Below are 17855 nucleotides of genomic sequence, written 5' to 3' on the forward strand. Positions count from 1 at the left end.
AGTATCCTCTACACCATGCGTTCTCGACTTCCCCTATACCCCCTTGCTTGCCTCGTTACCTATGCCCCATACTCTCGACCGCCACGAGCCTGTAACGGGGTTTGTTGCGCCTGCTTGCATCTAGTGGCTACGTTGCAGCCCGTCGGCTAGTGAGCCGCTATAGGGGGGCTTTTGTTGATCCGAGAAGAAGGGTTGATCTAGGGGGAGTACGGAGTACATCTATCTGTTTTCATTTTGAAATATACATTCCCTCACATATAGACAGAACGTAGGCTGGTATCTGTCTTAACCCATATTAATTAACCTTATTATATACTTATATAAATCTTATTAACTATATGTGTAGATACATATATATACATTTAGTATTAATACTTTTAACTTAAGTTATACACCTACAATATATGACCCATATTTAAATTTGTTATGTATCAATATCTTACGCTTGCTCTCCAAGAGATATGAATGCTATCTGGAATTAGCAGCTTACATGCCGATGCTGAATAAACGTGTCTGACTGAACGGCTTGTCAAACACACACATGCTTACGAACTAAAAAAGCTATGTCGGATCAATGCCGCTAGAACTAAACCGTGATCAGTAACTCCGTGTCGGCTGATCTTAATACGGCCTTTGACAAAGCCACACTTTCCGGGCCATACTGTAACACACAGTGAAACAAAAGAGTAACTTTCGCTCTTGTATGTCCAGTTAAGTCAATGACTTAGGAAAATGGTGGAGCCTCCCTTCGTCTCCGCCACCCACCCCATACAATACGCATCTGAGGTAAATCGCCGTTGGGCAGTAGTGACTTGGGCCTCTATTTCTTTGTCCAACCGGTTTTCAATACCTCGCTGCGGTACTCTAGCTGATGGTCGGCTTTCAAGAACTGTTGTGTGAGACGGAGCAGTGCTTTGTTATCTTTGGTCGGGCTGTCCGCAGGCTGCTATATACTGACTTCTTTCGCGATTGGAAGTGCTCTCGCTCCGTTTCACAGGCAGCCTTAATGCAATTGACCATCTTCGCCGAGGTTGCCGGGGCAGGGCGGCTTTATATCCGCGTGCCGAACCCGAGGATGAGTTGACGCAGGCCGATTGCAGCGCCGAGGAGGATGCAGGCCAGTGTTACAGGCGCGCTGTAAGCAAGGACCGAAAAGGCCGATAGTCCTTGGCCAACGCTACATCCGATTGCGATCACCGCGCCGATCCCCATGAGTGCGGCGCCCAGGATCTGTCGGCGCAGTTCTCGCGGATCGTCGCAGGCCTCCCAGCGGAAGTGTCCCTTGATCAGGCTGCCGATGAACGCGCCCAGGACGACGCCAATGACGGACCCTGTGCCAAAGCTGATTGAATTGCCCGATGATGTCATCGCGTAAAGGACGGTTTCGCCGATTGGAGCGGAAAAGGTGTGGGACACCACGTCTGTTGCGTCAAATCCGGTCCGCGCCACCCATTGCGTTCCGGCCCAGCCCGATACAATGGCGATCCCTGCGCAGGCGCCCCAGAATATGTAGCCGGGTGCGCGCCGCAGACTGCTGCTCATCAAGGTGATTGCGAGAATGGCCGCCCCGGTGGCAATGCCGCAGTACTCTACGCTTGCGCCGGTAAGCCGCGATAGCGAGTAGGCGAGATTGGCAACTTCCGTGCTTTGTTCGGGGCTGCCGAAAATCCACAAACGGGTCGTATAAAGCGGCCCACCCAATGTGATGTAGGCAAAGATGCCCATGACGAGGACGATCAACAAGGATCGCAAGTCACCCCCGCCAACACGGGCCAATGCGCCGTAGCCGCAATTGCCGGCAAGCGCCATGCCATAGCCGAAAACGAGGCCGCCAAAGATGCTGGCAAGCGGGTTCCATTGCAAGCTCAGGTAAAGGGTTTGTTGCAGATCGAGAAGCCCGACAAGCGACAGGCCGAACGTGCCCATGACGCAAACACCGATCGCAATGCCCCACATGCGCAGGCGGAGCGGGTTTTCACCGTAGTAGAGATCTTCGATCGCGCCGAGCGTACAGAACCGCCCCATGCGTGCGGCGAGACCCAAGAGGACGCCGCCAAACATGCCAATCAGCGCGACAAGACCGGCATCGGAAATCAGATCAGCCATGACCGGACCCCGCGTTGATGGATCACCAATGCTGCAGCGGGGGCATCACGTTTCCCGGCAGAAAAGATCATAGACAACTTCCATGATCTGCTTGGGGCGATCGTCCGCCAAGCTGTAATAGATCGCTTTGCCTTCGCGGCGAGGCACGACAAGCCCCTCCAACCGGAGGCGTGACAGCTGCTGTGACACTGCGGCCTGACGGGCGGAAAGCAATTCTTCCAGTTCGGTGACCGATTTTTCGCCCGACGCAAGATGGCACAGGATCATGAGCCGACCCTCGTGACTTATGGCCTTGAGGAAATTGGCAGCTTGCATCGCATTCGCCGCCATTTTGTCCATGTCCTCGGCACACATATTGGCGTCAAATACTGGAAGACCCATAGGTAATTCTCCGTGTAGAGCAACAACTTGTGTGCCGGATCGATTTTGAAGGTTCATATACGGGCCTTACCCTGAGACTTCAATGTTGGCTTGAGATAGCATCCGGCCAAGCAATCCCCAGAAAAAATCCTCGCCCGGGTAGCCTTCGATGCGCGACATCTCCTGGCCGTCCACGACAAGCACGAAGGTCGGCGTAAACGTCAGCGCCCGCGCGAATGTTATGTCGTCGGGCCGCGTTGCGTGAATGTCGATGCGTCTGAGCGGCGCCGCAGCACCTTCTTCTGTCTTGGGGTAGATCGTCGATATTTCGTCGTTCCACCGGGCGCACCATACGCAGCCCTTTTCCTCGACCATGACCAGAAGTGTCTCGGCAAGAGACGCGCTGGCCGTAGCAAGCAGCATGCAACACGTAAAAAACAGGCGGCGAAGCGACATGAAAGTTTGACCTTTGACTATCAAATAACTTAATTTGAATATGTGAATTACACAAGAGGGTATCGGGGCGATGATGGATGTGACCTACGTTGGCGCTGCGTTCGCCGGTCTGCTGTCCTTTCTTTCTCCATGCATTTTGCCGATTGTGCCGTTCTACCTCAGCTACCTCGCGGGGATCGGGATGAACCAGATCACTGCTGATGCCCGCATTGACGGGGTTGTGCGCAGGCGCGCCGTGTTGGCCGCGTGTTTCTTTGCTGCAGGTGTGATCACCATATTCATGGGGTTGGGTGCTGCTGCGACGCTTTTTGGTCAGGTCGTGAGGGAGTACTTTGACATCCTCCGGTGGGTCGCGGCCGCGATCATTATCGCCATGGGGCTGCACTTTTTGGGGGTGATCCGGATCGGCGTCCTGTATCGCCAGTTGCGGTCTGATGCAGGCAGCACGGGCAATACCAGCATGCTCGGCGCTTATGTCATCGGCCTTGCCTTTGCCTTCGGGTGGACCCCTTGCGTCGGGCCGGTTCTCGCCGCGATCCTTTTCACCGCCGCAGGATCGGACACCGCCTCACACGGTGCGACGTTGCTGTTTGTTTACGGTATCGGAATGACCGCCCCGTTTGTGCTGGCAGCGCTGTTCATCGGCCCTTTCATGCGCTGGATGCAACGGTTCAGGCGCCATCTGGGGCTGGTGGAAAAGATCATGGGCGGTTTGTTGATCGTGTTCGGTCTGCTGATCGCGACCAACTCAATGAACATTATTGCGCAGTGGATGCTGGAAGTCGGTCCGGACATCGGTGTCTTGCGCTGATCGGGAGGGAAGTAAATGAAACGACTTTTGATAGCATGGCTCTGTTTCGTGATGGCAGCAGCAGGTGCTCTGGCCGCCGAGCTTGGTGACGATGGCCTGCACAAGGCGCCGTGGATGCGCGACACGTTCAAGGACCTGTCCGAGGACCTCGAGGAAGCGACAGCAGAGGGCAAACGCCTTATGGTCATGATCGAACAGCGTGGCTGTATATACTGCAAGAAGATGCACGAGGAGGTGTTTCCGCTTGAGAATATCTCGGATTACATCGACTCCAATTACTTTGTTGTGCAGATCAACATGTTCGGTGATGTCGACGTGACCGACTTCGACGGCACGACGCTGCCTGAAAAGGACATGGTGAAACGATGGGGGGCCTTGTTCACCCCCATGATTCTGTTTCTGCCGGAAAATGTAGCGCCGGACCTGACGGCAGCACAGGCAGCTGTGGCAACAATGCCCGGCGCTTTTGGCCAGTACACGACCTTCAACATGCTGAACTGGGTTGTGGAAAAGGGTTACGACGGAGACGAAAGTTTCCAGCGTTATCACGCCCGTAAGTTCGCCGAGCAGTCGAACTAGTCGGCACGCGAGCGAGGTTCGGATCATCAGATATTGTAATTCAAGTAAGTGAATTTGATGTTGCGTCATCACAATTTTGTGCGCTACGGTATACCGAAGCTAGTGTTTGGGAGGACGCATGAAGAATTCAATTTTTGCCGCTGCTGCCGCGATGATCGCCGCTACGGGCCTGCAGGCTGAAGAAATTCTGCCGACGAATGTGGCGTTCAGCGACGGTGCCGTCACGCAGTCCTTGTCCGGCGCGCCGGGGGATGCGGCCAACGGGCGGATCATCGTCGGTGACAAGGGGCAGGGCAATTGCGTTGCATGCCATCAGGTTTCTGACCTTGCCGATGTGCCGTTCCACGGAGAGATCGGGCCAATGCTCGACGGTGCCGGAGATCGTTGGTCGGAGGCGGAACTGCGCGGGATCGTCGCGAACGCAAAGATGATGTTCGAGGGCAGCATGATGCCGTCTTTTTACAAGACCGAAGGCTTTATCCGTCCGGGCAACGCCTACACCGGTGAGGCGGCCGACGAGACGTTCGGCCCGCTCCTGAGTGCTCAGCAAATCGAGGATGTCGTGGCCTATCTGGTCACGCTCAAAGAAGAATAAGTCCCCCGACCGGGATCGAAAGGAGACACAGTCATGGAACTGACGAGACGTAGTGCAATCATTCTGGGGGCCGGGGCGCTTTTTGTAGCGGGCCTGCCCAAGCAGGGCGCAGCTGCCGCCACGAGCGACGAGCTTATCGCGGCCTTCACGGGTGGCGCAGAGATCGGCAGCGGTGACATCCAGCTGACCGCCCCCGAAATCGCCGAAAACGGGAATACTGTCCCGATCGAGGTCTCTTCGGAGAGCGCGGCGGAAATTCTCATTCTTGCGATGGGCAACCCGACACCGAGCGTGGCGACATTCAAGTTTGGCAAGCTGGCCGCATCGCGCGCCGCGTCTACTCGGATCCGTCTTGCCGGCACGCAGGACGTCGTGGCGATCGCAAAGCTGGACGACGGATCGTTCGTGCAGGCGTCAAGCACGGTCAAAGTCACAATCGGCGGCTGCGGCGGCTAAAGGCATCAAGGAGAAACAATCATGGCATCTGGTGTAAAACCCCGCGTCAAAGTCCCGAAAACGGCTGCGGCCGGCGACACGATCACGATCAAGACGCTGATCAGTCACAAAATGGAATCCGGTCAACGCAAGGACAAGGAAGGCAACGTCATTCCGCGTTCGATCATCAATCGCTTCACCTGCGATTTCAACGGAGAGAACGTCGTCGATGTGACGCTCGAACCCGCCATTTCGACCAACCCGTATTTCGAATTCGAAGCGGTTGTGCCCGAAGCAGGCGAGTTCACGTTCACATGGTACGACGATGATGGCTCGGTCTACGAAACAACCAAAAAAATCGCGATCGGCTAAGCCTAGAAGTCTTGGGAGGGACATCATGAAGAAATTGACGGGCGCCATACTGGCGACATTGCTCACGACGACGGTCGCTTCGGCTGATCCGGTTGATGACAACCTTATCCTGAACGAAGAGACACCGATCGTCACGCGGACGGCTGCGCCCGCGCATTTGTCGGATGCGCTCGACGAGGTCATGTCCGGATGGTTGTTCCGCGGTTCCGAGACACGTGCGATGCAGGCGGATGACTTTGACAATCCCGGCATGATCTTTGTCGAGCAGGCCATGGAGACATGGGATGCCGTCGATGGCTCCGAAGGAAAGTCATGTTCATCGTGCCATGACGGTATCGACAGCATGGCAGGCGTAAAAGCGACCTATCCGAAATGGGACGCCAAGGCCAATACCGTCCAGACGCTGCAGATGCAGATGAATGAATGCCGCACGGAGCGTATGGGCGCGGAGGCCTGGAAATACGACAAGGGCGACGCGATCAATATGGAAGCAGCCCTGTCATCGGTCTCACGCGGGATGCCTGTCAATGTTGCCATCGACGGCCCGGCACAGGCGACGTGGGAGCTTGGCAAAGAGCTCTACTATACCCGCACTGGTCAGCTTGAGCTGTCTTGCGCGAATTGCCACGAAGACAGCTATGGCTCGATGATCCGTGCCGATCACCTGAGTCAGGGCCAAATCAATGGGTTTCCGGTGTACCGTCTGAAAAACACCAAGCTCAACGGCGCACATTCGCGTTTTAAAGGGTGTGTCCGCGACACACGCGCCGAGACCTACTCCCCCGGCAGCCCGGAGTTCATCGCGCTCGAGCTTTATGTCATGTCGCGTGGCAACGGGCTTAGCGTCGAAGGTCCGTCCATCCGTAACTGAACGCAAAGCGGCCCTTTCCTTTGCTGGAGGGGCCGTTTTTTTCGCACTATTAATTCATAAATGCGCATACGTGCGCATGATCCGGAGTTTCACATGATTTCTCGCCGCGATTTTCTGCAAACCAGCATGGCAGCCGCCGCACTCTTGGGATCCTCCGGTGTCGGTAATTGGGCGCGGCTGGCAGCGCAACAGGCGCTGAGCCAAGACCAGCTTCTGGAGTTCGAGACATTCGGGAACGTCTCCTTGATCCACGTCACCGATATCCACGCACAGCTCAAGCCGATCTATTTTCGCGAGCCATCCGTAAACATCGGCGTTGGCAGCAACAAAGGCGCTGTGCCGCATATCACCGGCGCCGATTTTCGCAGGCTCTATGGCATCGAAGATGGCAGCCCGTCAGCATATGCACTGACGCATAATGATTTCAGCGCATTGGCCAAGGGCTACGGCCGCGTTGGCGGGCTCGACCGGGTTGCGACTGTCGTCAAAGCGATCCGTGCCGCACGCCCCGACGCGCTGCTGCTGGACGGGGGCGATACATGGCACGGCAGCTACACCTGCCACAAAACGCAGGGCCAGGACATGGTCAACGTGATGAACGCCCTGAAACCGGACGCGATGACGTTCCACTGGGAATTCACGCTGGGATCGGACCGCGTGACAGAAATTGTCGAGGGGCTTCCCTTTGCGGCACTTGGCCAGAACATCTTTGACGCCGAGTGGGACGAACCGGCAGAGCTTTTCCCTCCCTACAAATTCTTCGAGCGCGGCGGCGTGAAAATCGCCGTCATCGGGCAGGCGTTCCCCTATATGCCGATCGCCAACCCCGGTTGGATGTTCCCCGAATACTCGTTCGGGATCCGCGACCAGCGTATGCAGGAAATGGTCGACGAGGTGCGCGCTCAGGGTGCGGAGCTGGTCGTCTGCCTCAGCCACAACGGCTTTGACGTCGACAAGCAGATGGCAGGCAAGGTCAGCGGAATTGACGTCATCCTGTCGGGCCATACGCATGATGCCTTGCCGGAACCTGTTCTCGTGAACGAGACAATCATCGTCGCGTCGGGGTCAAACGGCAAATTCGTCAGCCGTGTCGATCTGGATGTGCGTGATGGCCGGATGATGGGCTTCCGTCACAAACTGATCCCCATCTTTTCCGATGTCATTACACCGGATGCCGACGTCAGCGCGTTGATTGACGCGCAAAGGGAGCCGTTCATCGACGCCCTTAGGGAAGTGATCGGCCGCACGGGCGACGACCAGACCCTCTACCGGCGGGGCAACTTCAACGGCACATGGGATGACCTGATCTGCGATGCCCTGATTTCCGAGCGCGAGGCAGATATCGCCCTGTCGCCGGGCGTGCGCTGGGGGCCGTCCATCCTGCCCGGTCAGGACATCACCCGCGAGGATATCTGGAACGTCACCTCGATGAGCTATCCAGAAGCCTACCGGACAGAGATGACCGGTGAGTTCCTGCATGTCGTGCTCGAGGATGTGGCCGACAACCTCTTCAACCCCGACCCCTATTATCAGCAGGGCGGCGACATGGTCCGTGTCGGCGGGCTTGGGTACCGGATCGATGTGACCAAGCCGCAGGGCGAACGGATCACCGAGATGACGCTCCTGAAAACGGGCGAGGCCATCGACCCAGCAAAGACCTATCAGGTGGCCGGTTGGGCCTCCGTCAATGAGGGCACCGAGGGGCCGCCGATCTGGGACGTTGTCGAAGCGCATATCGCAAAACAGGGCACGATTTCTCTCGACCCGAACAACAGTGTGAAAGTGGTTGGCGCCTGACGCCACACTTCAAAGGAGGCATTTGCCATGTCAGGACATGAAAAAGAAAATAGCCCCTCCCGCCGCGCGTTTTTGCGTGGAGCGGCGGCTGCCGGGGCCGGGGCGCTTACCGCAACAGGTGCACGGGCGGCCACACCGGACCCGCTGATCACCGAAGTGCAGCCCTGGGCGCAATCCTTTGGCGATGGTGTGGACGAAACCCCCTACGGCCTGCCGATCAGGTTCGAGGACGATGTGGTGCGCCGCAATGTCGAATGGCTGACGGCGGATACGGTCAGTTCGATCAACTTCACGCCGATCCATGCGCTGGACGGTACGATCACGCCGCAGGGCTGTGCTTTTGAGCGGCACCACTCCGGTGCGATCGAGCTGCGCAAGGAAGACTACCGGCTCATGATCAACGGTCTCGTGGATACGCCACTGGTCTTTTCCTACGCCGATCTTGAGCGGTTCCCGCGCGAGAACCACGTCTATTTCTGCGAATGTGCCGCCAACACCGGGATGGAATGGGCGGGCGCACAGCTCAATGGCGCGCAATTCACGCACGGTATGATCCACAACATGGAATACACCGGTGTGCCGCTGCGGACCTTGCTGGAGGAAGCCGGGCTCGGGGCCGCCGCCGATCTGAAAGACAAATGGGTTTTCGTTGAAGGGGCAGATGCATCCTCGAACGGCCGCTCGATCCCGATGGAAAAGGCGCTCGATGACGTTTTGGTGGCATTCAAGGCCAATGGCGAAGCGCTTCGCAAGGAACATGGATACCCTGTGCGGCTCGTCGTGCCTGGGTGGGAAGGCAACATGTGGGTGAAATGGATCCGCCGGATCGAAGTCACCGACGGGCCAGTCGAAAGCCGCGAGGAAACCAGCAAATACACCGATACGCTCGAAGACGGTACGAGCCGCAAGTGGACGTGGGCCATGGACGCGAAATCCGTCGTCACCAGCCCCAGCCCGCAAGCGCCGATTTCCCACGGAAAAGGCCCTCTGGTAATCAGCGGTCTTGCGTGGTCGGGGCGCGGTGCCATCACCCGTGTGGATGTGTCGAAAGACGGTGGCATGTCATGGGAAACAGCACGTCTGGCCAAACCGGGCGAACCGATGGCCCTGACGCGGTTCTATCTCGATACCGACTGGGACGGCTCGGAAATGCTGCTGCAAAGCCGTGCGATGGACGACACCGGTTATGTCCAGCCGACCAAGGCGCAGCTGCGCGAAGTGCGCGGGCTGAACTCGATCTATCACAACAACTGCATCCAGACATGGTTGGTGCGCGCAAACGGCGAGGCGGAAAATGTCGAAGTTTCTTAAATCAACGGCGGTACTTATCCTGGCCAGCCTGAGTGCGGCACCTGCGATGGCCGAGAAGTTCGGGCTCGGGCGCGAAGCGCTACCAGCGGAAATCGCCGCTTGGGATGGCGACATCAGCCCCGACGGAACGGGATTGCCCGTTGGCGCGGGAGACGCGCTTGACGGAGAAGAGATTTTTGCCCAGCAATGCGCGGCCTGCCACGGCGATTTCGCCGAAGGCATCGACAACTGGCCCAAACTGGCGGGCGGTGCGGATACGTTGGACCACGAGGATCCCCTGAAAACCGTGGGGTCGTACTGGCCGCATCTGACGACCGCCTACGACTATATCAAGCGCTCGATGCCATATGGCAACGCCGGTACGTTGTCTGACGATGATGTCTACGCGATCGTGGCCTATATCCTCTATTCCAACGATCTCATCGAGGATGATTTCGTCCTGTCGAACGAGACGTTCTTTGACGTCGAGATGCCGAATGCGAATGGCTTTATCGTCGACGATCGGGCAGAGACGGAATACGCGCAATGGACTGGCGAGCCTTGTATGGAAAACTGCAAGGACGCAGAGGTCAAAGTCACCATGCGTGCCATGGTGCTGGACGTGACGCCCGAGGAAGAGGGGGCCGCCGTGGTCGACGCGCCTGTCGCCGAAGCGGTTTCCACGGAAGCTGTGCAGGAGGAAACCCAGGCTGAGGAAGTGACTGCCGCGGCCTTCGATCCTGAACTGGCGGCGAAAGGCGAAAAGGTTTTCAAAAAATGCCGGTCCTGCCATCAGGTTGGCGAAAACGCGAAAAACCGGTCCGGTCCGGTTCTGAACGGCGTGGTGGATAACGCTGCAGGGGCCGTTGAGGGCTTCAAATACTCCAAGCCGATGAAAGCCGCAGCCGAAGGCGGGCTTGTCTGGAGCGAAGCAGAGCTCGCAGCATTTCTGGCCAATCCCAAGAAGTACATGAAGGGCACCAAAATGTCCTTTGCCGGCCTCAAGAAGGAAGCGGACCAGACAGCGGTGATCGAATATCTCAAGTCGGTTGGAGAGTGAGCCGTGTTCGGCCGCTTGTGCATATCCCTCACCCTCGCGGCTGGTGTCGTCGCGGGGCCGAATTTTGCTCAAGGCGTCGGGGATGCCGACAAGGGGGCGGAAATCTTCAAGAAGTGCTCTGGCTGTCATCAGGTTGGCGTGGGCGCGTCAGACAAGGTCGGGCCGCACCTGAACGGCATCTTCGGCAGCCCCGCCGCCGCGCATGAAGGGTATCGCTATTCGAAATCGATGACGCGGGCGGGCGATGACGGGCTGATCTGGACGGCCGAAACTCTGGATGCCTATCTGGAGAACCCACGCGCGCTCGTGTCGAAAACCCGCATGAGTTTTCGGGGTTTGAAAGACCCCGCCGACCGCGCCGATGTGCTGGCCTATCTGCGCAGATTTTCGGACGATCCGGCCAACATTCCCGAAGCGGAACCAACAGCAATCGGGACGGACCATGATCTCGATCCTGAAATTCTGGCATTGGTGGGGGATGCCGAATACGGCGAATATCTCGCCAGTGAATGTCTGACGTGTCACCGGGCCGACGGTGCCGCCGAAGGCATCCCTTCGATCACACTATGGGAGACTGAGGATTTTGTAATCGCGATGCACGCCTACAAACGCAAGCTCAGGCCGCATCCCGTGATGCAGATGATGGCGGGTCGGCTCAATGACGAAGAGATCGCGGCGCTTGCCGCGTATTTTAAGGACCTCGATTAAGAGGCCACGCTCTGGGAGGAGAAGTCATGAATATCAACAGACGCCTATTTATCGGATCGGGTGCCGCCGCTGCGACGACGCTTGCGGCGCCGACGGTCTTTGCGGACGGTCACGCTAAACCACGTGTCGTGGTCGTGGGCGGCGGGGCAGGTGGTGCCACGGCGGCGCGCTACATCGCCAAAGACAGCAAGGGCGAGATCGACGTCACCCTTATTGAACCCACCCGCATGTACTACACCTGCTTCTTTTCAAACCTTTATCTCGGCGGCGTGAAGGGGATCGACGATCTGGGCCACTCCTATGGCACGCTCGCGGCGAATGGTGTCAACGTCGTGCACGACTGGGCCGTGGGCGTAGACCGCGACGCCAAGACTGTTTCATTGGCAGGCGGAGGCCAGGTGCCATACGACAAGCTGATCCTGTCGCCCGGTATCGATTTTGTCGATGGGGCGGTCGAGGGCTGGGATCTATCGGCGCAAAACGCCATGCCGCACGCCTACAAAGGCGGATCGCAAACCGAACTGCTCAAAGCGCAAATGGCTGCGATGCCGCAAGGTGGCACTTTCGCGATGGTCGCCCCGCCCAATCCCTACCGCTGCCCGCCCGGCCCCTACGAGCGGGTGTCGATGGTGGCGCATTATCTCAAGGCGAACAATCCGACAGCCAAGATCATCGTGGCGGATCCAAAACCGAAATTCTCCAAAATGGCGCTGTTTCAGGAGGGATGGGCAGAGCATTACGAGGGGATGATCGACTGGATCGGCGAAGACTTCGGTGGCGGCGAGGTGTCCGTCGACCCCGCGGCAATGACAGTGACGATCGACGGTGAAGTCACCAACGTCGATGTTTGTAACATCATCCCCGCGATGAAGGCGGGGCGGATCGCGGAAATCGCGGGCGTCACCGATGGCAACTGGGCACCGGTCAACGCCGCAGACATGTCCACAAAGGCCGATGCCGACATCTACGTGTTGGGAGATGCCTCACAGCAGGGCGACATGCCGAAATCGGGATACGCCGCCAACAGCCAGGCCAAGGTCTGCGCGAACGCTGTCCGTGGCGCTCTGACAGGGGCCAAGGTTTTCCCGGCCAAATTCTCGAATACGTGCTGGTCGCTGATTGATGCCAATGACGGGGTCAAAGTCGGCGCGACCTATGAGGCGACGGATGAAAAGATCGCCAAGGTAGACGGGTTCATTTCCGCCACGGGTGAAAGCGCAGAGCTGCGCAAGGCCACCTACGAGGAATCCGAAGGCTGGTACGCGGGCATCACCGCCGACATGTTCGGCTAAGCCGGACCGCGGGGCCTTGCGGTAGATCAAGGCCCCGCAACCCGCTCTGGTTCAAGCTGCCCGACAGGAGGAAAACATCATGTCCAAATCAATCTATCTGGGTGGTTTGCTGTTCGCGGCATTCACCGCAGCCGCATCTGCGCAAAACGCGTCAACCACTTATACCTACGACGGATCTTTCGAAGATGCCGCCTTTAGCGTTGAAAGCGCGATTGTCGGCAAAGGGCTGGTCATCGATTACGTCAGCCACGTCGGCGAGATGCTCAACCGGACGGGTCAGGATGTTGGCAGTGACGTGCAGTTGTTCAACGAGGCCGATATCTTCGTTTTCTGCTCTGCGGTTGTGTCGCGCAAAGTGATGGAGGCGGACCCGATGAACATCGCGCATTGTCCCTACGGCATCTTCGTGGCTGACAAGGACGGCGAGGTCATCGTCGGCTATCGGAATTATCCCGACGGTCCCATGCAGGAAGTGCAGGCGCTCCTCGACAGTATCGTGAGCGAGGCTCTGGGCAACTGATGAACTACGAGGACTATTTCAGGGACGCGCTTGTTGGGTTGCGTGCGCAAGGCAACTACCGCGTCTTTGCCGATCTTGAAAGACATTGCGGTGACTTTCCCCGCGCGACGGCACGCGGTGAGCAGGCAGCGGATGTTACGATCTGGTGCTCGAACGATTATCTGGGGATGGGCCAACATCCAAAGGTGCTCGGGGCCATGCACACCGCACTGGACCGCTGCGGAGCGGGCGCAGGCGGCACGCGGAACATATCCGGCACAACACACGATCACGTGCTGCTCGAAGCAGAGATTGCGGATCTGCACGCGAAAGAGGCCGCCTTGCTTTTCACGTCCGGCTACGTGTCGAACTCTGCGGCATTGGGCACACTGGCGGGGCGCATACCGGAGTGTGTTGTGCTTTCCGATGCGCTCAACCACGCGTCGATGATCGAGGGGATCCGCCATTCAAAGGCGGAGCGCATGATCTGGAAACACAACGATCTCTCTGACCTCGAGGCGAAGCTGGCCAGCCTGCCGCGCGATCGGCCAAATCTGATCGCCTTCGAAAGCGTGTACTCCATGGACGGTGATATCGCACCAATAGCGGAGATTTGCGATCTCGCCGATACATACAACGCGATGACGTATCTGGATGAAGTGCATGCGGTCGGCCTCTACGGTCCGCGTGGCGGGGGCATTGCCGAGCGCGAGGGTCTGATGGACCGCGTGACGGTCATCGAGGGCACGTTGGGCAAGGCGTTCGGCGTGATGGGCGGCTATATCGCAGCATCCGCGGAGCTGTGTGATTTCGTGCGCAGCTTTGCCAGCGGTTTCATCTTTACGACGGCCCTGCCGCCCGCAATCGCGGCAGGTGCGGCAGCGTCGATCAGGCACCTCAAATCAAGCGGGGCAGAGCGGGACGCCCAAAAGCGCGTGGTGGCAAAGGTACGGGCGCAGCTTGACCGTGCCGGTATCCCTCACGTCGCAAACCCGAGCCACATCATCCCCGTCATGGTCGGCGATCCGGTCAAGTGCAAATACATTTCGGACGTTTTGCTCAAAGATCACGGTGTCTATATCCAGCCCATCAACTATCCCACTGTGCCCAAGGGGACCGAAAGATTGCGGATCACGCCGTCGCCGGTCCATTCAGAGGCTGATATCGCGCATCTAATCGCCGCGTTGGGCGATCTTTGGGAACAATGCCAACTGGCGCGGATCCCGATGGCAGCACAGTAGCCAGCCAACGCAAGGCATCGGTTTAAACAGCGTTTGTCACTCCGCTCCTCCAACAGAATGGAGCTTGCTGAAAGGTGGCGAAACAAGGCCCCGTTCCAAAAGGCGCAGCGATACGGCCGATCGCCTAATTGCCAAGCTCTGCACCCTCTCTAAGGTATATTGGCGTCAACTCACCATCTCGCCGACAACGGCCGGCATAGGTGCTGTCGGCTCTTCTACTCGAATTCCATCTGCTCATAGACGCGGCCCGCGTTCTTCGTGGCGAGCTCTTCGAAGGTGTCGAGATGCGCGTAGGGGGATTGGTCGACATAGTAAGCCTGCGCCAAATCACCGCCCTCATCCAGATGGGCCCCTATCTGCTTTCGCAGATAGACCAAATAATCACGCGTATAGCGGCGCACCTGATCCATATTCGTCGGATGGCCGTGACCGGGGATCACGTAGGTCGCGCCCAGTGGTTCGAATGCGGTGTCCCACGTGTCAATCCAGTCCGCCGTCATCGTATCGTCGAATATGGGAAGCAGTCGTTCGTGAAAGGCCATGTCCCCCGAAATCACGAGACTTTGCTGCGGTAACCAGATGACGATGTCTCCGGGACTGTGCGCGGGACCAAGGTACCGTGCCTCTATCCGGGTGCCGCCCAACGACACGGTATATGCGTCATCGAAAACCGTCGTCGGCTGTTCAACGGTTGTCTTTGCCGCCCGTTCCTTCACCCGCTCCTGCGCCGCCTGAAGCGATCTGTCGCCGTATTCTTCGAACGCGCGGGCGGCGTCGCGGTGGGCGACGATCTCGACCCCCAAAGATGCCCAGTATGCGTTACCGAGCATGGCGTGGCCCTGTCCGTTTTCGTTGAAGACCACTTTCACCGGCTGGTCGGTCACGGTTTTGATCTCGGCGTGCAGGGCTTCCGCAAGTTCGTATGACGCACCACTGTTGATGACGGCGACTCCCTCGTCCGTCACGATAAAGCTCAGGTTGTTGTTGTGACCTGCGTTCTCGTAGGTTGGCGGGGCCGTGGCGCCGATTGCCGAAAACACATTGGGTATCACTTCGACCGGTTTGGAATAAAGCACGGAGGCGGGGTATTGGTCGGCGATGTCTTCGCTGGCAAAGCAGGGCAGGCCGATCAGAAAAGGAATGACGGCAAGATATTTCATTGGCCGTCCTCTGCAACAAAGGTATAGCCCGAGGCTGTTTTTTCGACATAGCCGGTGCCATTGCCGGCAAGATGGAAACCGATAATGCGCGTCTTTTCGGTTGCGAGCTGGTCCAACAACTGCACCCGCGTTTGTGCCGCTGCATCCTGATCCTGATCCGATCCGGACGGCCATTCCGGCTTTTCAAAGGCCACGTGATGATTGCCGATGCAATCGCCCAGTATCATGACGGCATCGGTTCCCTGCCGGACCTCGAACGCCATATGGCCCGGTGTGTGGCCAAGGGTGGCACGGGCCGCAACCCCGGGCATGATTTCTTCGCCGTCCTTAAAAAATGAAATGGTGTCCTCAATCATCTTGAGCCGCCTGCGCGCGCCCACCGCAAAGGACGCGCGCGCCTCGCCGATGGTGTCGACCGTGTTCGGATCCATCCAGTAGTCCCACTCGGACTTGCCGATCATGTAGGAAGCATTGGTGAAAAGCGGATCATCGAAATCGTCCAGAAGCCCCCACAAGTGATCGGGGTGCGCATGGGTAAATATGATGTCCGTGACGTCCTCGGGCGCCACTCCAGCTGCATCGAGCGACGCGAGCAGCATACCGGAGTTGGGCGCAAAATCAGGGCCGGACCCCACATCGAACAGCACGACCCGGTCCGCGTGTCGTAACAGCGTCACGTTACACGGCGGTTCAAGCACGTCCGGCGACAGATCGAACTTGGTAAGGATCGGCGCAAGCTCATCCTTGGGCATCGGGTCGAAAATGAAACTGCCCGGCAAGCTCAGTGACCCATCGCTCACCACGTCGAGCCTCATTTCCCCGAGGGTCAGACTGGCGTGTGCGAACTTTGGTCCAAGCCCCATCAACGCCGCAGCGCCACCTCCGGCCAGAAACGTCCTGCGTGACGGTGCCATTCGCTGTCTCCCAATGAATTCTTTTATAGGAATATGACCGAATGAAATGGGTCAGGCAAGCGTTTGCTTCGGCTGCATCGCTATTCGCCTGACGACATAGTGATGGGCCAAACCCGGCATCTGTCTTGTCCCGAGAGGGGCTTAGTTTCATATCTCGACGTATGGAATTTGTGTTCTCATATCTCGCCGGGCTTCTGACGCTGATCAATCCGTGCGTCTTGCCGGTTCTGCCCATTGTGCTTGTGAGTGCCCTCAACGCCAATCGCTACGGCCCGGTTGCACTCGCTGCGGGCATGAGCACGTCATTTGTCATCTTCGGCCTGCTGATCACGGCCTTCGGATCTTCTATCGGTCTAACGCAGGACAGTTTCGCAAAGTTCGGAGCAATCCTGATGGTTGGCTTCGGTATCGTGCTTGTTGTGCCGCGCTTTGCCCGCAGGTTCGAATTGGCGACCGCCGGTTTGGCCGCGCGCGCGGACCGGCAAATGGACGGGATCGAACCCGACGGAGTGCGGGGGCAGTTTCTCGGTGGCCTTTTGCTCGGTGCCGTGTGGTCGCCCTGCATCGGTCCCACACTGGGAGGGGCGATTGCCTTGGCCTCTCAGGGCGAGAACCTGACTTATGCAGGTTTGATCATGGTGTTCTTCGCCTTGGGGGTGTCGACGCTCATCATCGGGCTCGGCCTTGGCGCCCGCGAGGCGATCCGCCGTCGCGCCCAATCCCTGCGCGGCCTTGCCGAGCGGTCCAAACCTATTCTGGGCGTTACGTTTATCGCCGTTGGTTTGATGCTTTATTTTAACCTCAATCACTATATCGAAGCCTGGGCGTTGGACGTGATGCCGATCTGGCTACAGGATCTGTCCGTCGCTCTTTGAAGTCAGGAGACCCACCATGAACCGCCGATTTTTTCTGTCCGGAACCGCCGTAACCCTCTGCGTTCCTGCGGTGCTGCACGCGGAGCAGTTCATCAACTACGCCCCCGGCACCATTGACGCCGCGCTGGCGCAGGGGAAGACGGTGCTTATCGATTATTCCGCCTCTTGGTGTAGCACGTGCAAGCGGCAAGAGCGGGTGATGAACGCGCTGCGCGCAGCGGACCCCGTCTACGACGAAAAGCTGACGTTCATCAAAGTGGACTGGGATACCTACAAGGACCACGAAGTCACCGTCTTCCGCAATATCCCGCGCCGGTCCACGTTGATCCTGTTGCGGGGCGACGCAGAACTTGGCCGCGTCGTCGCGCAGACGTCGGAAAGCCAAATCAAAGCGTTGTTGGACGCGGGGCTTTAGGCCGCGCGCTTTTCGTGAT

Annotated in this window: 20 protein-coding genes; 15 read left to right on the top strand and 5 right to left on the bottom strand. The window is 58.1% G+C overall.

Annotated elements, in window-relative coordinates; translation table 11 throughout:
* Positions 1–1050: 1050 nt before the first annotated feature.
* The 3 genes from K3756_RS04710 to K3756_RS04720 form a co-directional block, all read right to left on the bottom strand.
* Positions 1051–2106, bottom strand: coding sequence for a YeeE/YedE family protein (locus tag K3756_RS04710; protein WP_259991398.1), 1056 nt, complete (start codon positions 2104–2106; stop codon positions 1051–1053).
* 45 nt (positions 2107–2151) lie between these two features.
* A complete protein-coding gene (locus K3756_RS04715) occupies positions 2152–2487 on the bottom strand; it encodes a helix-turn-helix transcriptional regulator (protein ID WP_259991400.1) in 336 nt (111 codons plus the stop codon).
* A 66-nt stretch (positions 2488–2553) separates the two neighbouring features.
* Positions 2554–2922, bottom strand: a complete 369-nt coding sequence (locus K3756_RS04720) for a hypothetical protein (RefSeq protein WP_259991402.1) — start codon at positions 2920–2922, stop codon at positions 2554–2556.
* Between the two features lie 70 nt (positions 2923–2992).
* On the opposite strand from K3756_RS04720, the gene K3756_RS04725 reads away from it, so the two are divergent.
* The 13 genes from K3756_RS04725 to hemA all read left to right on the top strand — a co-directional run bounded on the left by K3756_RS04725 (position 2993) and on the right by hemA (position 14472).
* Positions 2993–3733 (top strand): cytochrome c biogenesis CcdA family protein, encoded by a 741-nt coding sequence (locus tag K3756_RS04725; protein ID WP_259991404.1) that lies wholly within the window; start codon positions 2993–2995, stop codon positions 3731–3733.
* A 15-nt stretch (positions 3734–3748) separates the two neighbouring features.
* Positions 3749–4312 (top strand): thioredoxin family protein, encoded by a 564-nt coding sequence (locus K3756_RS04730; RefSeq protein WP_259991406.1) that lies wholly within the window; start codon positions 3749–3751, stop codon positions 4310–4312.
* A 118-nt stretch (positions 4313–4430) separates the two neighbouring features.
* Entirely contained in the window at positions 4431–4907 is a 477-nt protein-coding gene (gene soxX, locus K3756_RS04735) for a sulfur oxidation c-type cytochrome SoxX (RefSeq protein ID WP_259991408.1), read from the top strand.
* A gap of 33 nt (positions 4908–4940) precedes the next feature.
* Positions 4941–5363, top strand: a complete 423-nt coding sequence (gene soxY / locus K3756_RS04740) for a thiosulfate oxidation carrier protein SoxY (protein ID WP_259991410.1) — start codon at positions 4941–4943, stop codon at positions 5361–5363.
* Between the two features lie 21 nt (positions 5364–5384).
* Complete coding sequence (gene soxZ / locus K3756_RS04745) at positions 5385–5714, top strand: thiosulfate oxidation carrier complex protein SoxZ (protein WP_259991412.1); 330 nt, start codon at positions 5385–5387, stop codon at positions 5712–5714.
* A 25-nt stretch (positions 5715–5739) separates the two neighbouring features.
* Positions 5740–6585: a sulfur oxidation c-type cytochrome SoxA gene (gene soxA, locus K3756_RS04750; protein WP_259991414.1), complete on the top strand. Its 846-nt coding sequence runs from the start codon at positions 5740–5742 to the stop codon at positions 6583–6585.
* A gap of 93 nt (positions 6586–6678) precedes the next feature.
* On the top strand, positions 6679–8382 hold the full coding sequence (soxB, locus tag K3756_RS04755) for a thiosulfohydrolase SoxB (RefSeq protein WP_259991416.1): 1704 nt from the start codon (positions 6679–6681) through the stop codon (positions 8380–8382).
* A 27-nt stretch (positions 8383–8409) separates the two neighbouring features.
* A complete protein-coding gene (soxC, locus tag K3756_RS04760; protein WP_259991418.1) occupies positions 8410–9693 on the top strand; it encodes a sulfite dehydrogenase in 1284 nt (427 codons plus the stop codon).
* Positions 9677–10732 carry a c-type cytochrome gene (locus K3756_RS04765; protein ID WP_259991421.1) on the top strand — a complete coding sequence of 352 codons (1056 nt, stop codon included), beginning with the start codon at positions 9677–9679 and terminating at the stop codon, positions 10730–10732. The genes soxC and K3756_RS04765 overlap by 17 nt, the downstream gene beginning before the upstream one ends.
* A gap of 3 nt (positions 10733–10735) precedes the next feature.
* Positions 10736–11440 (top strand): c-type cytochrome, encoded by a 705-nt coding sequence (locus tag K3756_RS04770; RefSeq protein WP_409202420.1) that lies wholly within the window; start codon positions 10736–10738, stop codon positions 11438–11440.
* Between the two features lie 26 nt (positions 11441–11466).
* On the top strand, positions 11467–12732 hold the full coding sequence (locus K3756_RS04775) for an NAD(P)/FAD-dependent oxidoreductase (RefSeq protein ID WP_259991422.1): 1266 nt from the start codon (positions 11467–11469) through the stop codon (positions 12730–12732).
* 79 nt (positions 12733–12811) lie between these two features.
* Entirely contained in the window at positions 12812–13252 is a 441-nt protein-coding gene (locus tag K3756_RS04780; protein WP_259991424.1) for a DUF302 domain-containing protein, read from the top strand.
* Entirely contained in the window at positions 13252–14472 is a 1221-nt protein-coding gene (gene hemA / locus K3756_RS04785) for a 5-aminolevulinate synthase (RefSeq protein WP_259991427.1), read from the top strand. The genes K3756_RS04780 and hemA overlap by 1 nt, the downstream gene beginning before the upstream one ends.
* A 215-nt stretch (positions 14473–14687) precedes the next feature.
* On the opposite strand, the gene K3756_RS04790 is transcribed toward hemA, so the two are convergent.
* Complete coding sequence (locus K3756_RS04790; protein ID WP_259991429.1) at positions 14688–15632, bottom strand: MBL fold metallo-hydrolase; 945 nt, start codon at positions 15630–15632, stop codon at positions 14688–14690.
* Entirely contained in the window at positions 15629–16546 is a 918-nt protein-coding gene (locus K3756_RS04795) for an MBL fold metallo-hydrolase (protein WP_259991431.1), read from the bottom strand. Before K3756_RS04795 ends, K3756_RS04790 begins: the two co-directional genes overlap by 4 nt.
* A 161-nt stretch (positions 16547–16707) precedes the next feature.
* On the opposite strand from K3756_RS04795, the gene K3756_RS04800 reads away from it, so the two are divergent.
* On the top strand, positions 16708–17421 hold the full coding sequence (locus tag K3756_RS04800) for a cytochrome c biogenesis CcdA family protein (protein WP_259991433.1): 714 nt from the start codon (positions 16708–16710) through the stop codon (positions 17419–17421).
* Between the two features lie 16 nt (positions 17422–17437).
* Entirely contained in the window at positions 17438–17836 is a 399-nt protein-coding gene (locus tag K3756_RS04805; protein WP_259991435.1) for a thioredoxin family protein, read from the top strand.
* Positions 17837–17855: the final 19 nt, after the last annotated feature.

It is taken from the genome of Sulfitobacter sp. S190, assembly GCF_025141935.1.
GTDB lineage: Bacteria > Pseudomonadota > Alphaproteobacteria > Rhodobacterales > Rhodobacteraceae > Sulfitobacter.

Excerpts from the sequence above, each read along its gene's own strand:
- K3756_RS04775 (WP_259991422.1), top strand. The coding sequence starts at position 11,467 with ATGAATATCAACAGACGCCTATTTATCGGATCGGGTGCCGCCGCTGCG.
- K3756_RS04765 (WP_259991421.1), top strand. The coding sequence starts at position 9,677 with ATGTCGAAGTTTCTTAAATCAACGGCGGTACTTATCCTGGCCAGCCTG.
- K3756_RS04795 (WP_259991431.1), bottom strand. The coding sequence starts at position 16,546 with ATGGCACCGTCACGCAGGACGTTTCTGGCCGGAGGTGGCGCTGCGGCG.
- soxX (WP_259991408.1), top strand. The coding sequence starts at position 4,431 with ATGAAGAATTCAATTTTTGCCGCTGCTGCCGCGATGATCGCCGCTACG.
- hemA (WP_259991427.1), top strand. The coding sequence starts at position 13,252 with ATGAACTACGAGGACTATTTCAGGGACGCGCTTGTTGGGTTGCGTGCG.
- K3756_RS04730 (WP_259991406.1), top strand. The coding sequence starts at position 3,749 with ATGAAACGACTTTTGATAGCATGGCTCTGTTTCGTGATGGCAGCAGCA.
- K3756_RS04800 (WP_259991433.1), top strand. The coding sequence starts at position 16,708 with ATGGAATTTGTGTTCTCATATCTCGCCGGGCTTCTGACGCTGATCAAT.
- K3756_RS04780 (WP_259991424.1), top strand. The coding sequence starts at position 12,812 with ATGTCCAAATCAATCTATCTGGGTGGTTTGCTGTTCGCGGCATTCACC.
- K3756_RS04720 (WP_259991402.1), bottom strand. The coding sequence starts at position 2,922 with ATGTCGCTTCGCCGCCTGTTTTTTACGTGTTGCATGCTGCTTGCTACG.
- soxY (WP_259991410.1), top strand. The coding sequence starts at position 4,941 with ATGGAACTGACGAGACGTAGTGCAATCATTCTGGGGGCCGGGGCGCTT.
- K3756_RS04710 (WP_259991398.1), bottom strand. The coding sequence starts at position 2,106 with ATGGCTGATCTGATTTCCGATGCCGGTCTTGTCGCGCTGATTGGCATG.
- soxC (WP_259991418.1), top strand. The coding sequence starts at position 8,410 with ATGTCAGGACATGAAAAAGAAAATAGCCCCTCCCGCCGCGCGTTTTTG.
- K3756_RS04725 (WP_259991404.1), top strand. The coding sequence starts at position 2,993 with ATGATGGATGTGACCTACGTTGGCGCTGCGTTCGCCGGTCTGCTGTCC.
- soxA (WP_259991414.1), top strand. The coding sequence starts at position 5,740 with ATGAAGAAATTGACGGGCGCCATACTGGCGACATTGCTCACGACGACG.
- K3756_RS04790 (WP_259991429.1), bottom strand. The coding sequence starts at position 15,632 with ATGAAATATCTTGCCGTCATTCCTTTTCTGATCGGCCTGCCCTGCTTT.
- soxZ (WP_259991412.1), top strand. The coding sequence starts at position 5,385 with ATGGCATCTGGTGTAAAACCCCGCGTCAAAGTCCCGAAAACGGCTGCG.
- K3756_RS04805 (WP_259991435.1), top strand. The coding sequence starts at position 17,438 with ATGAACCGCCGATTTTTTCTGTCCGGAACCGCCGTAACCCTCTGCGTT.
- soxB (WP_259991416.1), top strand. The coding sequence starts at position 6,679 with ATGATTTCTCGCCGCGATTTTCTGCAAACCAGCATGGCAGCCGCCGCA.
- K3756_RS04715 (WP_259991400.1), bottom strand. The coding sequence starts at position 2,487 with ATGGGTCTTCCAGTATTTGACGCCAATATGTGTGCCGAGGACATGGAC.